Annotated in this window: 9 protein-coding genes; all 9 read left to right on the top strand. The window is 72.7% G+C overall.

Annotation, left to right across the window (positions count from 1 at the left end):
- The first annotated feature begins 294 nt into the window (after positions 1-294).
- The 9 genes from ACWTPI_RS19265 to ACWTPI_RS19225 all read left to right on the top strand — a co-directional run bounded on the left by ACWTPI_RS19265 (position 295) and on the right by ACWTPI_RS19225 (position 16,064).
- Positions 295-1,101: an RsiV family protein gene (locus ACWTPI_RS19265; protein WP_454732363.1), complete on the top strand. Its 807-nt coding sequence runs from the start codon at positions 295-297 to the stop codon at positions 1,099-1,101.
- Positions 1,102-1,106: 5 nt separating this feature from the next.
- Positions 1,107-1,529 (top strand): CoA-binding protein, encoded by a 423-nt coding sequence (locus tag ACWTPI_RS19260; protein ID WP_454732505.1) that lies wholly within the window; start codon positions 1,107-1,109, stop codon positions 1,527-1,529.
- A gap of 122 nt (positions 1,530-1,651) precedes the next feature.
- Positions 1,652-2,608 (top strand): alpha/beta hydrolase, encoded by a 957-nt coding sequence (locus ACWTPI_RS19255; RefSeq protein WP_020200450.1) that lies wholly within the window; start codon positions 1,652-1,654, stop codon positions 2,606-2,608.
- Between the two features lie 95 nt (positions 2,609-2,703).
- Complete coding sequence (gene hemE / locus ACWTPI_RS19250; protein ID WP_020200449.1) at positions 2,704-3,801, top strand: uroporphyrinogen decarboxylase; 1,098 nt, start codon at positions 2,704-2,706, stop codon at positions 3,799-3,801.
- 631 nt (positions 3,802-4,432) lie between these two features.
- Positions 4,433-6,703 carry a primosomal protein N' gene (locus ACWTPI_RS19245; RefSeq protein WP_454732504.1) on the top strand — a complete coding sequence of 757 codons (2,271 nt, stop codon included), beginning with the start codon at positions 4,433-4,435 and terminating at the stop codon, positions 6,701-6,703.
- Between the two features lie 174 nt (positions 6,704-6,877).
- Positions 6,878-10,879, top strand: coding sequence for a trifunctional transcriptional regulator/proline dehydrogenase/L-glutamate gamma-semialdehyde dehydrogenase (gene putA, locus ACWTPI_RS19240; protein WP_454732362.1), 4,002 nt, complete (start codon positions 6,878-6,880; stop codon positions 10,877-10,879).
- A 138-nt stretch (positions 10,880-11,017) separates the two neighbouring features.
- On the top strand, positions 11,018-12,169 hold the full coding sequence (locus ACWTPI_RS19235) for a branched-chain amino acid ABC transporter substrate-binding protein (protein WP_020200446.1): 1,152 nt from the start codon (positions 11,018-11,020) through the stop codon (positions 12,167-12,169).
- Between the two features lie 194 nt (positions 12,170-12,363).
- On the top strand, positions 12,364-14,115 hold the full coding sequence (locus ACWTPI_RS19230) for an Hsp70 family protein (protein WP_059410912.1): 1,752 nt from the start codon (positions 12,364-12,366) through the stop codon (positions 14,113-14,115).
- A gap of 56 nt (positions 14,116-14,171) precedes the next feature.
- On the top strand, positions 14,172-16,064 hold the full coding sequence (locus tag ACWTPI_RS19225; RefSeq protein WP_454732361.1) for a hypothetical protein: 1,893 nt from the start codon (positions 14,172-14,174) through the stop codon (positions 16,062-16,064).
- Positions 16,065-16,169 lie beyond the last annotated feature (105 nt).

Genomic DNA, 16,169 nt, shown 5'->3' with positions numbered 1-16,169 from the left:
ACCGCCATGCCGCTTCCTTCCGCCATTCCCCCGCTTCGCCGTGAATGCGTACAAGTCCGAAATGGCCTTGTCCAGCTTGGCCTCGCCGCCGTTCTCGGCGCCGCGCCGCCGGCCTGCGCGCTGGCGCTTGCGGACGGGCCGCCGGCCATCGCCGGCACCTTCTGGCAGGGCGAGCCCGGCGAGTCCGGGCAGGTTTCGCTGACGCTATTTCCGCGTCCCGGCACCGAGATGGTCGAAGGAACCCTTCGTTACGATTCAAGGCTCGCGGCCACCCCGCGTCAACTGGATGGCCAATTGACAGCCGACGGCCGCCTGAGCCTGCGCGAGCGCGACGCGCCGCCGACCGCCGCCAGCGATGCGCAGGCATCCGGCAACGTCCGCTTCGAGGGGGCCGTCGCCGCCGACGGGCGCACCGCCACCGGCGTGTGGACCGGCGCGGACGGCAGCGCCAGGCAGTTGATGCTCACGCGCACGGCGGTCTATCGCGAGCGCGTGGCGGAGGTGGGCGGCGCGCGCTTCGCCGAGCGCTACCCGGAAACCGGCAGCGCGGCCGTCGACGCGCTGATCGCCTCGCTGCGCGCCGGCGGCTGCGGCGAGGGCGGGCTCGAATGCCGCAGCGCCGTCGAGCTGGCGACGCTGGACGCCGGTGTGGTCAGCTTGTTGCGCACCACCTGGCGCTACAGCGGCGGCGCCCACGGCAGCCTGGACTACGCCGGCGGCACATGGCGCCGCGACGACGCCGCGGCGGCCTCCGCCGCCGAGGCCGCCTACGTGCCGGTGCGGCTCGCCGACCTGCTGGCGCCCGGCAAGGCCTGCCTGCAGAAGCTCAACGCGGAACTGGAGGCGTCGCTGCGGCAGCAGGGCGCCGCCGACCCGGAGCGCGGCCTGCTCGACGAGGCGGCCCTGCACGACGCGCGCACGCCCTTCACCCTGTACCGCGGCGGCGTGGTGCTGCACTATGCGCCCTATGCCGTGGGCCCGTTCGCCAAGGGCGCCTACCGGGCCGCGGTGCCGTTCGCGCGGCTGGGCGCCTGCGCCCGCCCGTCCGGCGAGAGCCGCGGCAGAATCCCCGAACCCGAACAGAAGGAAGCACGCACGTGAGCGAGATGCAGACCGCCATCCAGGGCATGCTGGCGATGAAGACCGTCGCCGTGGCAGGCCTGTCCGACAATCCCGGCCGCGCCAGCCACGAGGTGGCGGCCTTCATGCAGGCGCGCGGCTACCGCATCGTGCCGGTCAACCCGCGCCACGCCGGCACGCTGATCCTGGGCCAGCCCTGCCACGCCAGCCTGGCCGACGCGGCGCGCGCGCTGGCCGCCGAAGGGCAGCGCATCGACTGGGTCGACATCTTCCGCCGCGCCGAGGACGTGCCGCCGGTGGTCGCGGACGCCATCGCCATCGGCGCGCGCGGCGTCTGGCTGCAGCTCGGCATCGTCAACGACGAAGCGTTCGACCGCGCCCGCGCCGCCGGCCTGCTGGCGGTGCAGGACCGCTGCGTCAAGATCGAGCTGATGCGCGCGCCCGCCTGAACACCCCGGACACCCCGAGCGCCCCGGACACCCGAACCCGCGAACGCCGCTACACTGCGGGATTGCGCAGCGCCGCCGCGGCATGCGCAGTTCCGACCCGACCGAACCCGTCTCATCCCGACATGGCCATCGACCCCCAGATCCTCGACTACTACCGCCGCCTCGCCGAACGCTATGCCGGGCAGCCCGCGCCGGCCGACGCCGCCGCGCGCCGCGCGCGCTTCGCCGAGATCGCGGCGCTCTCGCTCGCGCCGGAGCCCGAGGGCATCGTCGCCACCGACCTCGCCATCCCGCTGGACGGGCGCACGCTGGCGGCCCGCCTGTTCCGGCCCGAGGGCGTGGCCGAGCCGCGCCTGATCGTCTACTTCCACGGCGGCGGCTGGGTGGTCGGCTCGCACGACACCCATCACAGCGTGGCCGCGCTGCTGGCCGCCGACACCGGCTGCGCCGTGGCCAGCGTCGACTACCGCCTCGCGCCCGAGCATCCGTTCCCCGCGCCGTGCGACGACGCGCTGCATTCCGTGCTGTGGTTCGCCGAGCAGCGCGCCCGCCTGCGCCTCGACACCCGCTTCCTGGCCGTGGCCGGCGACAGCGCCGGCGGCCACCTCGCGGCGCAGGCCGCGCGCTGGGCCAACGCGCACGGCCATCCCGGGCTGGTCAACGCGCAACTGCTGATCTACCCCGTCACCGCGCCCGCGCTCACCACCGAAAGCTATCGCGCGTTCGCCGACGGCCCGGGCCTCACGCGCGACGAGATGGCGTGGTTCTGGACCCAGTTCATCGGCGAGCAGCAGCTCGCCGCCGGCGCGGCCATCGAGGACACGCGCATCCACCTGATGGGCGCCGCGCCGCGCCACCTGCCGCCGGCCAGCGTGGTCCTGGTGGCCGCCCACGACGTGCTGCGCGACGACGGCCTGGCCTACGCCGACTACCTGGTGCGCTACGGCGCGCCGGTCATCACGCTCGAAGCCAGCGGCATGACGCACGGCTTCGCGCGGCTGCAGCCCGAGGCGCCGCGCGCGCGCGAATGGATGCGCCGCGCCGCGCAGGCCTTCAGGGAACTGGCCGACGACATTTGACGGCAGCGCGCCGACGGCACCGTGTTGACGCCGCCGCCTTGACGGCAGCGCGCCGGCGCCACCCGGCCATCCCTTAGAATGGCGGTCTTACGAGGATGACCATGACCGCACTGCAGAACGACACCTTCCTGCGCGCACTGCGCCGGCAGCCTACCGAGTACACCCCGCTGTGGCTGATGCGCCAGGCCGGCCGCTACCTGCCCGAGTACAACGCCACGCGCGCGCGCGCCGGCAGCTTCCTGGGCCTGGCCAAGAACCCGGCCTACGCCACCGAGGTCACTCTGCAGCCGCTCGAGCGCTACCCGCTCGACGCGGCCATCCTCTTCTCCGACATCCTCACCGTGCCCGACGCGATGGGCCTGGGCCTGTCGTTCGCGCAGGGCGAGGGCCCGCGCTTCGCCCATCCGCTGCGCACCGAGGGCGACGTGATGAAGCTGGCGGTGCCCGACATGGCCTCGCTGCGCTACGTGTTCGACGCGGTCGGCGAGATCCGCCGCGCGCTGGTGCAGGACGGCCGCCAGCGGGTGCCGCTGATCGGCTTCTCGGGCAGCCCCTGGACGCTGGCCTGCTACATGGTCGAAGGCGCCGGCTCGGCGGATTTCCGCACCGTCAAGAGCATGATGTACGGACGCCCGGACCTGATGCACCGCATCCTCGGCATCAACGCGCAGGCGGTGTCCGCCTACCTGAACGCGCAGATCGAGGCCGGCGCGCAGGCCGTGATGCTGTTCGACACCTGGGGCGGCACGCTCGCCGACGGCATGTACCAGGCCTTCTCGCTGGCCTACATGCGCCAGGTGGTGGCCGGCCTGAAGCGCGAGCACGACGGGCAGCAGGTGCCGGTGATCGTGTTCACCAAGGGCGGCGGCCTGTGGCTGGAAGAGCTGGCCGGCATCGGCGCCGACGCCCTCGGGCTGGACTGGACCGTCAACCTGCAGCAGGCGCGCCGCCGCACCGGCGGGCAGGTCGCCCTGCAGGGCAACATCGATCCCAATGTGCTGTTCGCGCCGGAAGCCGCCATCCGGGCGCAGGTGCGCGGCGTGCTCGACAGCTACGCCGCCGGCGGCGGCAGCGACGGCCACGTGTTCAACCTGGGCCACGGCATTTCGCAGTTCACGCCGCCGGAGAACGTGACGGTGCTGGTGGACGAGGTGCATCGCTACAGCCGCCACCTGCGCAGCGCCGCCAGGTGACGGGCCAGGTGGCACGCGGCGCATGCGCCCGCGCTGGCCGGCGCGCGCGGCCTGTGCGGCGCAGCGAGCGTGGCGGCTGCGCCGCACTGGTGAATCCGGGTGGCGCGGGAGGCTGGCACGAAGCGCTGTCAAGTAAACTATTTTGCAATATTTCGCCCTTTCGGTGCCGCTTCGCGCTTGTCAAGGCTTGACTTATGCACATCAATGGGTTTTCCGCAGTGCAAGAGGGGGTTAGTCCCTAACTCATCTGAGGGAGGTCCGCAAGTCCTTGATTTACAAGGCTTTGCATCTGGTCAAGTGCGCGGCCGAATGCCCGTGGGAGCCTTGATTTACGGGGCTTGGCGGGAACGCCGGACGAGTTTTCAACAAAGTTATCCACAGGCACTGTGCGCAAGCGGGAAAAGCGGCCATCTATCATCGACTTAGGGGCACATTTGAAGCGTTACTTTAAGTTGATGTTGCGCCGCACACTCAATTTGTCCGGCATGCGGCCCGGCCCTGTCCTGCACTTGCATTGGGCCGGCCCGTCCGCGCCGCTGCCCCATTCTGGGCCGTACCCAGTGCTGCGTGCCGGAGCGGCATCGTGAACGCGCCCGCGCATCCCGGCGCCGCCGCGCCGACGCCGACGCCGATGCCGGAGGACGCGGACGCCGCGCCGCTGGCCGTCGTGCGGGTGGCGCTAGATACACCCGCCGACGACGTCTTCGACTATCTCGCTCCGCCCGAGGTGCAGCCGGGCGACCTCGTCACCGTGCCGTTCGGCCGCCGCCTGCTGGTCGGCGTGGCCGTCATGCGCGCCACCCGGTCGGACGTGCCGCCGGAGCGCCTGCGCCCGGTCGCGCAGCGGCTGGACTGGCTGCCGCCGCTGGGCGCGCACTGGATCGCGCTGGCCCGCTTCGCCGCGCTCTACTACCACCGCTGCCTCGGCGAAGTCATGCTGCCGGCGCTGCCGCCAGGCCTGCGCGAGGCCGAGAGCTGGCCGCGCCTGGCGCTGCGCGCGCGCAGCGAGCATTACCGCGTGGTGCCGGGCCAGGCGGCGGCGCTGCTGGCCGCGGTGCCGGCGCGCGCGCGCACGGTGCTGGCGCTGGCCCAGGCGCTGGCGGCGGCCGGTGAGCAGGGCGGGGCGGTCTCCGCCGCCGCGGCGCGTACCCTTTGCAGCGCCGCGCCGGCCCGCCTGGCCGAGTGGCTGGCGGCCGGCTGGATCGGCGCGGAGGCTGCCGACCAGCCGCTGCTGGCGGTCGCGCCGGATGCCGCGCCCTCGGCCGCGCCGCCGCTGCACGAGGAGCAGCGCGCCGCCGTGGAGGCGATCGGCCAGGCGCGGGGTTTTGCCCCGTTCCTGCTGCACGGCGTGACCGGCAGCGGCAAGACCGAGGTCTACCTGCACGCGATGGCCGAGGTGCTGGCGCGCGACCCGCGCGCCCAGGTGCTGATGCTGGTGCCCGAAATCAACCTCACGCCGCAGCTGCAGGGCCGCATCGCCGCGCGCTTCCCGCACCTGCCGCTGGCGGTGCTGCACAGCGGCCTGGCCGACCAGGAGCGCACGCTGCAATGGCTGGCCGCCCACCGCGGCGAGGCGCGCATCGTGCTCGGCACGCGCATGGCGGTGATGGCCTCGCTGCCGCACCTCGCGCTGGTGGTGGTCGACGAGGAGCACGACACCTCCTACAAGCAGCAGGAAGGCCTGCGCTACTCCGCGCGCGACCTGTCGGTGTGGCGCGCCAAGCAGCTCGGCATCCCGGTGGTGCTGGGCTCGGCCACGCCGTCGATGGAATCGTGGTGGCGCGCCGAGCAGGGCGCCTACCGCAAGCTGGTGCTGCGCGAGCGCGCCCAGGCCGACGCGGCGCTGCCCACCGTGCGCCTGGTCGACCTGAACCAGGAGCGCCAGCGCCAGCGCGCGCTCTACGAAGGGCTCTCGGTGCCGCTGCTGAGCGCCATCGAGGCGCGCCTGGCGCGCGGCGAGCAGAGCCTGCTGTTCCTCAACCGGCGCGGCTACGCCCCGGTGCTGGCGTGCGGCAGCTGCGGCTGGCTGTCGGGCTGCCCGCGCTGCTCGGCCTACCTGGTGCTGCACCGGCCCGAGCGCCGGCTGCGCTGCCACCATTGCGGGCTGGAGGCGCCGGTGCCCCATCACTGCCCGGACTGCGGCGACGTGGACATCGCGCCGCTCGGACGCGGCACGCAGCGCATCGAGGAAGCGCTGGCGGCGCGCTTCCCGCAGGCCCGCATCGCCCGCATCGACGCCGACTCCACGCGCCGCAAGGGCAGCGCGCAGGCCATGTTCGACGAGGTCCACGCCGGCGAGGTCGACATCCTGGTCGGCACGCAGATGGTGGCCAAGGGCCACGACTTCCAGCGCGTCACGCTGGTCGGCATCGTCCACCCGGACGCCGCCATGTTCAGCCACGACTTCCGCGCCGCCGAGCACCTGTTCGCCTCGCTGATGCAGGTCGCCGGGCGCGCCGGGCGCGCCGGGCTGGCCGGCGAGGTGCTGATCCAGACCCGCTACCCGGACGCTTCGGCATTGCAGGCGCTGGTGCGCCATGACTATGATGGATTCGCGGCCGCGCAGCTGCGCGAGCGGCGCCAGGCCGGGTTGCCCCCGTTCGCCTACCAGGTGCTGGTCACGGCGGAACACGCCCAGCTGGAGCGCGCGCTGGCCTTCCTGCAGAGCGCGCGCGACCGCGCCGACGCCGGCCGCATGGCGCCCGAGGTGCAACTCCACGACCCGGTGCCGATGTCGATGGTGCGCGTGGCCAACCGCGAGCGCGCGCAGATGCTGGTGGAAAGCACCTCGCGCGCGGCGCTGCAACGGTTTGTCAGCGAGTGGGTACGGACTTTCGGCGACGCGCTGGCCGACGCCAAGGGCGTGAGGTGGCAACTGGAGATCGACCCGCTGCGGATCTGAACGGCACCGCGGCGGCGCTTGCGGCACGGAGTTGGTGCAACCCATGACCCGGTTTATGGCTGGTGGTTGTACTTAGTTGCACCTTTGCTTTCCCCGGGAGTATGATCGCGCCAACCCGCGGGCGTTCCGGGAGTTTCGGCGCCTTGCATCCGCATCCTTCGGAGAATCAAGCGCATGGCCACCACCACCCTCGGCGTCAAGCTCGACGACGCCGCCCGCGAGCGCCTCAAGCGCGTCGCCCAGTCGATCGACCGCACGCCGCACTGGCTCATCAAGCAAGCCATCTTCACCTACCTGGAGCAGGTCGAGCGTGGCCAGCAGCCCGCCGAAGCCGGCGCCGCCGGCAGCCCCGCCGAGGGCGCGGCCGACGGCGCGGACGGCTTCGACGCCGCCGCCACCGAAGGCGCGCCGCAGCCCTTCCTCGAGTTCGCCCAGAGCGTGCAGCCGCAGTCCGTGCTGCGCGCGGCCATCACCGCCGCCTACCGCCGCCCCGAGACCGAGTGCGTGCCGGTGCTGCTGGAGCAGGCCCGGCTGCCGCAGGCGCAGGCCGGGGCCGCGCTGGACATGGCCCGCACGCTGGCCACCCGGCTGCGCGAGCGCAAGGTCGGCACCGGCCGCGAAGGGCTGGTGCAGGGCCTGATCCAGGAGTTCTCGCTGTCGTCGCAGGAAGGCGTGGCGCTGATGTGCCTGGCCGAGGCGCTGCTGCGCATCCCGGACAAGGCCACGCGCGACGCGCTGATCCGTGACAAGATCAGCGGCGCCAACTGGCAGTCGCACCTGGGCCAGAGCCCGTCGCTGTTCGTCAACGCCGCCACCTGGGGCCTGCTGCTGACCGGCCGGCTGGTCGCCACCCACACCGAGGCCGGCCTCTCCAAGGCCCTGACCCGCATCATCGGCAAGGGCGGCGAGCCGCTCATCCGCAAGGGCGTGGACATGGCCATGCGCCTGATGGGCGAGCAGTTCGTCACCGGCGAGACCATCTCCGAGGCGCTCGCCAACGCGCGCAAGTACGAGGCCGAAGGCTTCCGCTACTCCTACGACATGCTCGGCGAAGCCGCCATGACCGAGGAAGATGCCGTGCGTTACCTGGCCTCCTACGAGCAGGCCATCCACGCCATCGGCCAGGCCTCGCGCGGGCGCGGCATCTACGAAGGCCCCGGCATCTCGATCAAGCTCTCGGCGCTGCACCCGCGCTACAGCCGCGCCCAGCACGAGCGCGTGGTCGGCGAGCTGTACGGCCGCCTCAAGTCGCTCACGCTGCTGGCGCGCCGCTACGACATCGGCATCAACATCGACGCCGAGGAAGCCGACCGCCTCGAGATCTCGCTGGACCTGCTCGAGCGCCTGTGCTTCGAGCCCGAGCTGGCCGGCTGGAACGGCGTCGGCTTCGTGGTGCAGGGCTACCAGAAGCGCTGCCCGTTCGTGATCGACTACCTGATCGACCTGGCCCGCCGCAGCCGCCACCGCCTGATGATCCGCCTGGTCAAGGGCGCCTACTGGGACAGCGAGATCAAGCGCGCCCAGGTCGACGGCCTGGAGGGCTACCCGGTCTACACGCGCAAGGTCTACACCGACGTGTCCTACGTGGCCTGCGCGCGCAAGCTGCTGTCGGTGCCGGACGCGATCTACCCGCAGTTCGCCACCCACAACGCGCACACGCTGGCGGCCATCTACCAGATCGCCGGCCACAACTACTATCCCGGCCAGTACGAGTTCCAGTGCCTGCACGGCATGGGCGAGCCGCTCTACGACCAGGTGGTCGGGCCGCTGGCCGACGGCAAGTACAACCGCCCGTGCCGCATCTACGCGCCGGTCGGCACGCACGAGACGCTGCTGGCCTACCTGGTGCGCCGCCTGCTGGAAAACGGCGCCAACACCTCGTTCGTCAACCGCATCGCCGACGACACCATCTCGCTCGACGAACTGGTGGCCGACCCGGTCGCCGTGGTCGAGCGCATGAACGCCGAGGAAGGCGCGCTCGGCCTGCCGCACCCGCGCATCCCGCAGCCGCGCACGCTGTACGGCGAGTCGCGCGCCAATTCCGCCGGCATCGACCTGTCCAACGAGCATCGCCTGGCCTCGCTGTCGTCGGCGCTGCTGGCCGGCACCAGCGAGAGCGTCGCCGCCGTGCCGCTGCTCGGCGCCGAGGTGGCGCCGGGCGCGCCGGCGAACCCGCCCGCGCCGGTGCGCAACCCGGCCGACCTGCGCGACATCGTCGGCTATGTCACCGAGGCCGGCATGGCCGAGGTGGAAGCCGCGCTGCAGGCCGCCGTCAACGCCGCGCCGATCTGGCAGGCCACGCCGGCCGACGTGCGCGCCGCCGCGCTCGAGCGCGCCGCCGAGCTGATGGAAGCGCAGATGCAGTCGCTGATAGGCATCATCGTGCGCGAAGCCGGCAAGACCTTCGCCAACGCCATCGCCGAGGTGCGCGAGGCGGTGGACTTCCTGCGCTACTACGCCGCCCAGGTGCGCGCGACCTTCTCCGGCGACACCCACCGCCCGCTCGGGCCGGTGGTCTGCATCAGCCCGTGGAATTTCCCGCTGGCCATCTTCACCGGCCAGGTCGCGGCCGCGCTGGCCGCCGGCAACACCGTGCTGGCCAAGCCCGCCGAGCAGACCCCGCTGATCGCCGCGCAGGCCGTGCGCCTGCTGCGCGAGGCCGGCGTGCCGGCCGGCGCGCTGCAACTGCTGCCGGGCCGCGGCGAGACCGTGGGCGCGGCGCTGGTCGGCGACGCCCGCGTCAAGGGCGTGATGTTCACCGGCTCCACCGAGGTGGCGCGCCTGCTGCAACGCAGCGTGGCCGGGCGCCTCGACGCCGCCGGCCGGCTGGTGCCGCTGATCGCCGAGACCGGCGGCCAGAACGCCATGATCGTCGACTCCTCGGCGCTGGCCGAGCAGGTGGTCGGCGACGTGGTCGGCTCGGCCTTCGACTCGGCCGGCCAGCGCTGCTCCGCGCTGCGCGTGCTGTGCCTGCAGGAAGACGTGGCCGACCGCGTGCTGGCCATGCTCAAGGGCGCCATGAACGAGCTCGGCATGGGCAACCCGGACCGCCTGTCCACCGACGTCGGCCCGGTCATCGACGAGGAAGCGCGCGGCAACATCGTGCGCCACATCGAAGCCATGCGCGCCAAGGGCCGCCGCATCCACCAGGCCGCGCGCGGCGAGGCCGGGGACGCCGCCACGCGCCACGGCACCTTCGTGCCGCCCACGCTGATCGAGCTCGACAGCATCGAGGAGCTGCAGCGCGAGGTGTTCGGCCCGGTGCTGCACGTGGTGCGCTACCAGCGCACCGCCCTGGGCGCGCTGCTGGACCAGATCAACGCCACCGGCTACGGCCTCACGATGGGCATCCACACGCGCATCGACGAGACCATCGCCGCCATCGTCGAGCGCGCCCACGTGGGCAACCTGTACGTCAACCGCAACATCGTCGGCGCGGTGGTCGGCGTGCAGCCGTTCGGCGGCGAGGGCCTGTCCGGCACCGGCCCCAAGGCCGGCGGCCCGCTCTACCTGCACCGCCTGCTGTCGGTCTGCCCGCAGGACGCGGTCACGCGCGTGGTGCGCGCCGCCGACGTGGCGGGCGGCACGGGCGAGGCCGGCCCGACGCGCGCCGCGGTGAGCGACGCGCTGGCGGCGCTGGGCGAATGGGCCGGGCGCGAAAGCGCCGCGCTGCCCGGCCTGGCCGCCGTGTGCGAGCGCTTCGCCGCGGCGTCGCCGGCGGGCCTGTCGGTGACGCTGCCGGGCCCCACCGGCGAGCGCAACACCTACACGCTGCTGCCGCGCGCCGCGGTGCTGTGCCTGGCCCGGCACGAGGCCGACCTGGCGGTGCAACTGGCGGCCGTGCTGGCCGCCGGCAGCCAGGCGGTGTGGCCGGACGAGCCGCACGCGCGCGCGCTGTCGGCGCGGCTGCCGAAGGCAGTACAATCGCGCGTCCGCCTGGTGCCCGACTGGGCCGCCGGCGACGCCGCGTTCGATGCCGTGCTGCACCACGGCGATTCCGACCAGCTGCGCGCGGTCAGCGAGCAGCTGGCCTCGCGCCCCGGCCCGATCGTCTCGGTCCAGGGCCTGGCGCACGGTGAGCCGAATGTGGCCATCGAGCGTTTGCTGATCGAGCGTTCGCTGTCCGTCAATACGGCGGCGGCGGGCGGCAATGCCAGTTTGATGACGATCGGCTGACCGGCCGGACGTCGTTCGAAGGGACGCGAGGCAGCGGTGATCCCGCAGGTCTCGCGTATGACAATAGGGGAGCGTTTCGCGCCGCACCCGGACGCATCCAGAAACGCTGCAAAAGGCTGAAGCCACCAAGGAGAACTGATGAACTCGACTTTCCACAAGACGGCCCTGACCGTTGCCCTGTCCATCGCCGGCGTCTGCGCCAGCTCGGCCGCCTTCGCCCAGGCCCAGGAAATCAAGCTCGGCTTCGCCGCGCCGATGACCGGCGGGCAGGCGCAATACGGCAAGGACATGCAGAACGGCGTGGTCCTCGCGATCGAGGAAATGAACGCCACCAAGCCGAAGATCGGCGGCAAGGAGGTCAAGTTCGTACTGCTTTCCGAGGACGACCAGGCCGATCCCAAGACCGGCTCGGTGGTGGCGCAGAAGCTGGTCGACGGCGGCATCCAGGGCATGCTCGGCCACTTCAACTCCGGCACCAGCATCCCGGCGTCGACGGTCTACAACCGCGCCGGCATCCCGCAGATCGCGATGGCGACGGCGCCCGAATACACCCGCCAGGGCTTCAAGACCACCTTCCGCATGATGACCTCCGACACCCAGCAGGGTTCGGTGATCGGCGCCTTCGTGGTGAAGAAGCTCGGCGCCAAGAACATCGCGATCGTCGACGACCGCACCGCCTACGGCCAGGGCCTGGCCGACGAGTTCGAGAAGGCCGCGCGCGCCGCCGGCGGCAAGATCGTGCGCCGCGAGTACACCAACGACAAGGCGGTGGACTTCAAGGCCGTGCTGACCAACATCAAGCGCAGCAGCCCGGACGTGATCTTCTACGGCGGCGCCGAGACCCAGTCCGCGCCGATGGCCAAGCAGGTCAAGGAACTCGGCATGAAGTCGCCGCTGGTGTCGGGCGAAATGTCGAAGACCGACAACTTCCTCAAGCTGGCCGGCCCGGCTGCCGAAGGCACCGTGGTGTCGCTGGCCGGCCTGCCGCTGGAGCAGATGCCCGGCGGCACCGCCTACGAGCAGAAGTACGAGAAGCGCTTCGGCGGCAAGGTGCAGACCTACTCGCCCTACGCCTACGACGGCGCCACCGCGATGATGACTGCCATGATCAAGGCCGGCTCGGCCGATCCGGCGCGCTACCTGCCGGTGCTGGCCGCCACCAGCATGCAGGGCGTCACCACCAAGACCCTGGCCTACGACGCGCGCGGCGACCTCAAGGACGGCGGCATCACCGTCTACAAGGTGGTCGGCGGCAAGTGGACCGTGCTGGAGACGGTCGGCGGCAAGTAAGCCAGCCTGCCCCGCCCGGCACGCAAGGCGCCACCTTCGGGTGGCGCTTTTTCTTGCGCGCCCGGCTCTTGCGCGCCCGCCACAATGTCTCGCAGGCACAACATGGCGTGCCGCCACCATTTCCATCCTGCCGGATTGCCGCTTAATGTTGCGTTTGCTGCGCACAGGAGCGCCGCCACCAGCAAGACCGGAACATGGAACCCAAGCACACCATCATCGGCATCGACCTCGGCACCACCAACAGCCTGGCCGCGGTCTGGCGCGACGGACACGCGCAGATCATTCCCAATTCGCTCGGCAAGCGCCTCACGCCGTCCTGCGTGAGCGTGCTCGAGGACGGCGCCATCGTGGTCGGCGAGCCCGCGCGCGACCGCCTGCTGACCCATCCCGCGCACAGCGCCGCGCTGTTCAAGCGCCATATGGGCACCGCGCGCGCCACCGCGCTGGGCGAGCGGCGCTACCGGCCGGAGGAACTGTCGTCGTTCCTGCTGCGTGCGCTCAAGGCCGACGCCGAGGCCTGGCTCGGCACGCCGGTGGACGAGGCGGTGATCACCGTGCCGGCCTATTTCAGCGACGCCCAGCGCCGCGCCACGCGCGTGGCCGGCGAGCTGGCCGGCCTGCGCGTGGAGCGCCTGCTTAACGAGCCGACCGCCGCGGCGCTGGCCTACGGCCTGCAGCAGAAGCAGGAAAGCCGCTTCCTGGTGTTCGACCTGGGCGGCGGCACCTTCGACGTCTCGGTGCTGGAACTGTTCGACAACGTGATGGAGGTGCGCGCCTCGGCCGGCGACAACTTCCTCGGCGGCGAGGACTTCGTCGGCGCGCTGATGCGCGCGTTCAGCCGCGACAGCGGCCTCGACGCCCACCTCGCGGCGCGCGGCGCCTTCGCCGGCGACGAGCAGCCCGAGCGCTGGCCCGCGGCACTGCGCGAGCGCGTGCGCAACGCCGCCGAGAGCGCCAAGCGGGCGCTCGGCGAGGCCGCCAGCGTGGCCATGTCGGTGGAGTGGGACGAGCGCGCGTTCGCCGCCGCCGTGACCCAGGAAGGCTTCGCCGAGCTCAGCGCGCCGCTGCTCGAGCGCCTGCGCAAGCCCATCGAGCAGGCCATGCGCGACGCGCGCATCCGCCCGGCCGAGCTCGACAGCGTGGTGCTGGCCGGCGGCGCCACCCGCATGCCGCTGGTGCGCCGGCTGGTGAGCCGCATGTTCGGCCGCTTTCCCGTCACCGAGCTGCATCCCGACGAAGTGGTGGCGCTCGGCGCGGCCGTGCAGGCCGGCCTGAAGGCGCGCGACGCGGCGCTCGACGAAGTCGTCATGACCGACGTCGCGCCGTACTCGCTGGGCATCGAGACCAGCCGGCGGGTCGGCCCGGAGGGGTTCACGCACGGCCATTACCAGCCCGTGATCGACCGCAACTCGGTGGTGCCGGTGAGCCGCGTCGAGCGCATCCACCCGCTTGCCGACAAGCAGGAAGTGCTGGCCCTGCGCGTGTTCCAGGGCGAGGGGCGGATGGTGGCCGAGAACGTCTTCCTCGGCGAGATCGCCGTGCCGCTGCCGCGCCTGAGCGCCGCCGAGTCCGGCGTGGACGTGCGCTTCACCTACGACGTCAACGGCATCCTCGAAGTGCAGGCCACCGTGGTGGCCACCAACACCGCGCACCGCATCGTGATCCAGGAAAACCCCGGCGTGCTGAGCGACGAGGAAGTGGCCGAGCGCCTGGCCGCGCTCGCCGAGATCAAGATCCACCCGCGCGACCAGGCCGAGAATGCGCAGCTGGTGGCGCGCGCCGACCGCCTCTACCAGCAGTGCCTGGGCCACGAGCGCGAGCAGATCAGCGGCGCGCTGGCGCAGTTCCAGGCCGCGCTGGAAGCGCAGGACGGCGAGCGCATCCGCGCGCTGCGCGCGCCCATCCGGCGCCTGCTCGACTCGCTCGACACCCAGCTCTGGGACTGACCGGCCCGCATATCCGTCCGCACATTCGCCCGCGTACCTTCTCCGCTCTCCGCTCCATGCACTGGCAAGTCCTGCAACTGGCGCCGACCACCGATGCGCGCCGCATCCGCTCCGCCTACGCCGCCCGCCTCAAGGTCACGCGCCCCGACGACGACGCCGAGGCCTTCCAGGCGCTGCGCGCCGCCTACGAGTTCGCGCTGGAATGGGCGCGCCATCACGCGCAGGACGAAGCAGCCGCGGACGCCGCCGGCACGCCCGATACCGCCGGCCCGGCGCCGGACGGCACGCCGGAGTCGCGCCCGCCGCAGGCCGGGGCCGCGCCGCCGTCGTCGCCATCATCGCCACCGTCGCCGCTGGTCAAGGCCGCCTCGCCGGTGCGCGGCAGCCTGCCGGCCATCGCTTTGCCGCCGCTGCCGGCGCCGCAGTCCGCGCTACCCGACCCCGCCGAACTCGCGCAGGCGATGTGGGCGCGCCTGGCCGCCAGTTTCCCGCCGCCGCCGCCGGACGCTCCCGCCGGCAGCCACGCCGGCCCCGACCGCGGCGAGCTGGCCGCGCAGTCGCTGCCGGTGGCCGAGGCGCTGCAACGCTGCCTGCGGGACGACGCCTTCGTCAGCATCGAGGCGCGCGACCGCTTCGAGTGGCTGGCGCTGCGCTACTGCGCGCGCGACGACGCCAGCCCGGCGGCGCGCGCGGCGCTGTTCGAGGGTTTCGGCTGGGAAGCGGAGTCGGCCCATCTGGCGCGGCGCGACGGCGCGCTGACCCGGCACGTCGTCGCCCGCGCGCTGGCCGACCGGCAGTTCAGCTTCTTCCGCACCTACGCCAGGGGCTCGGCGGCGGCGCGGGCGCTGCTGGCGCCGCCGCCGGCCCGCGCCGGCTGGCGCATGCTGATGAGCGGCGCCTTCGTCAGGGACATGCGCGCGCTGCTGGAGCAGTTGCGCTGGAAGACGCCCGAGACGCGCCATTTCCACTTCGACGGCGCGGTGCTGGCGGCGTGGGAGGCGGCGGTGTCGCGCCCGCTGCTGTCGTGGGGCCAGTTGTTCCACGCGCTGTGGATCGGCGCCATCGCGGCCAGCGTGGCGCTGATGATCCTGGTCATGCACGAGGAGCGCGCCGGGCGCGGCGCGGTGTCGCCGTGGCTGGCGCTGGGCACCTGCGGCGCCGTGCTGGCGGCGCCGATGCTGCTGTGGATCTGGTACGTGCGGTGCTGGCAGCAGGCCGTCACGCAGCGGCTGGCGCGCTGGCGCGCGCGGCCCGGCGTGCAGTGGAGCTGGTTCGGCCTCCATGCCGTGATCGGCGCGTTCGCCATGTTCGCGGGCACGCTGCCGCGGCTCTACGGCTGGTTCGTCGGCGCCGAGCTGTATGCGCTGCTGCTGGCCTTCGCGCTGCTCTACCTGCCGGCGCTGCAGCGCATCGGCGTGGGCGGCGCGCTGACCATCGGCGGCATGTACGTGGTGCTGGCGGTGCTGCTGTTCGCGCCGTTCGCGTACGCGCTGGCGTTTCCGCTCGGCCTGCTGCTGGCCTGCGCCAACCTGTCGCTGGTGCTGCCCACGCGCGCGTGGCTGCGCCAGCGCCACCGCGCGCGCCTGCTGCAGGGCCAGTGCGCGGCGCTGGCCGCGGGCGCCGCGCTGCTGGCCGCGCAGATGCGGTGGGACCTGTCGGCCGAGCCGTGGCTGGCGGCGGTCGCCTGGTTGTGGTTCAACGCCGCCGTGTTCGGCGCCGATCCCATTCTCGACGGCCGCCTCAAGGGCTGGTGGCTGGCGCTGCTGCTGGTCCTGTGCAGCGTGGCCGGCGCGCTGCCGGTGCACGCGGAAACCACGCCGCTGTTCCGCGCCGAGGCGGTGGCCTGCGTCTACCTGCTGCTGGCCTGCCTGTTCGAATGGTCGGACCTGCGCGGCGCCGGCCGGCCCATCAAGTCGGTCAAGTCGGCCAAGCCGGCCCGGCGCACCTGAATGGGGCAGGCGGCCGCGCCGGGCTCCCCGCGCCGGCCTGGCCGCCGCGAAAACAGGCCGGGAAGGCCCCCTTCCACTGCGGACCGGGAAACCCGCGCATGGCGC

The sequence above is a fragment of the Cupriavidus ulmosensis genome (genome assembly GCF_977008105.1).
Note: the sequence above shows the minus strand (reverse complement) of the source record. Positions and strands in the feature narration are given on the sequence as shown.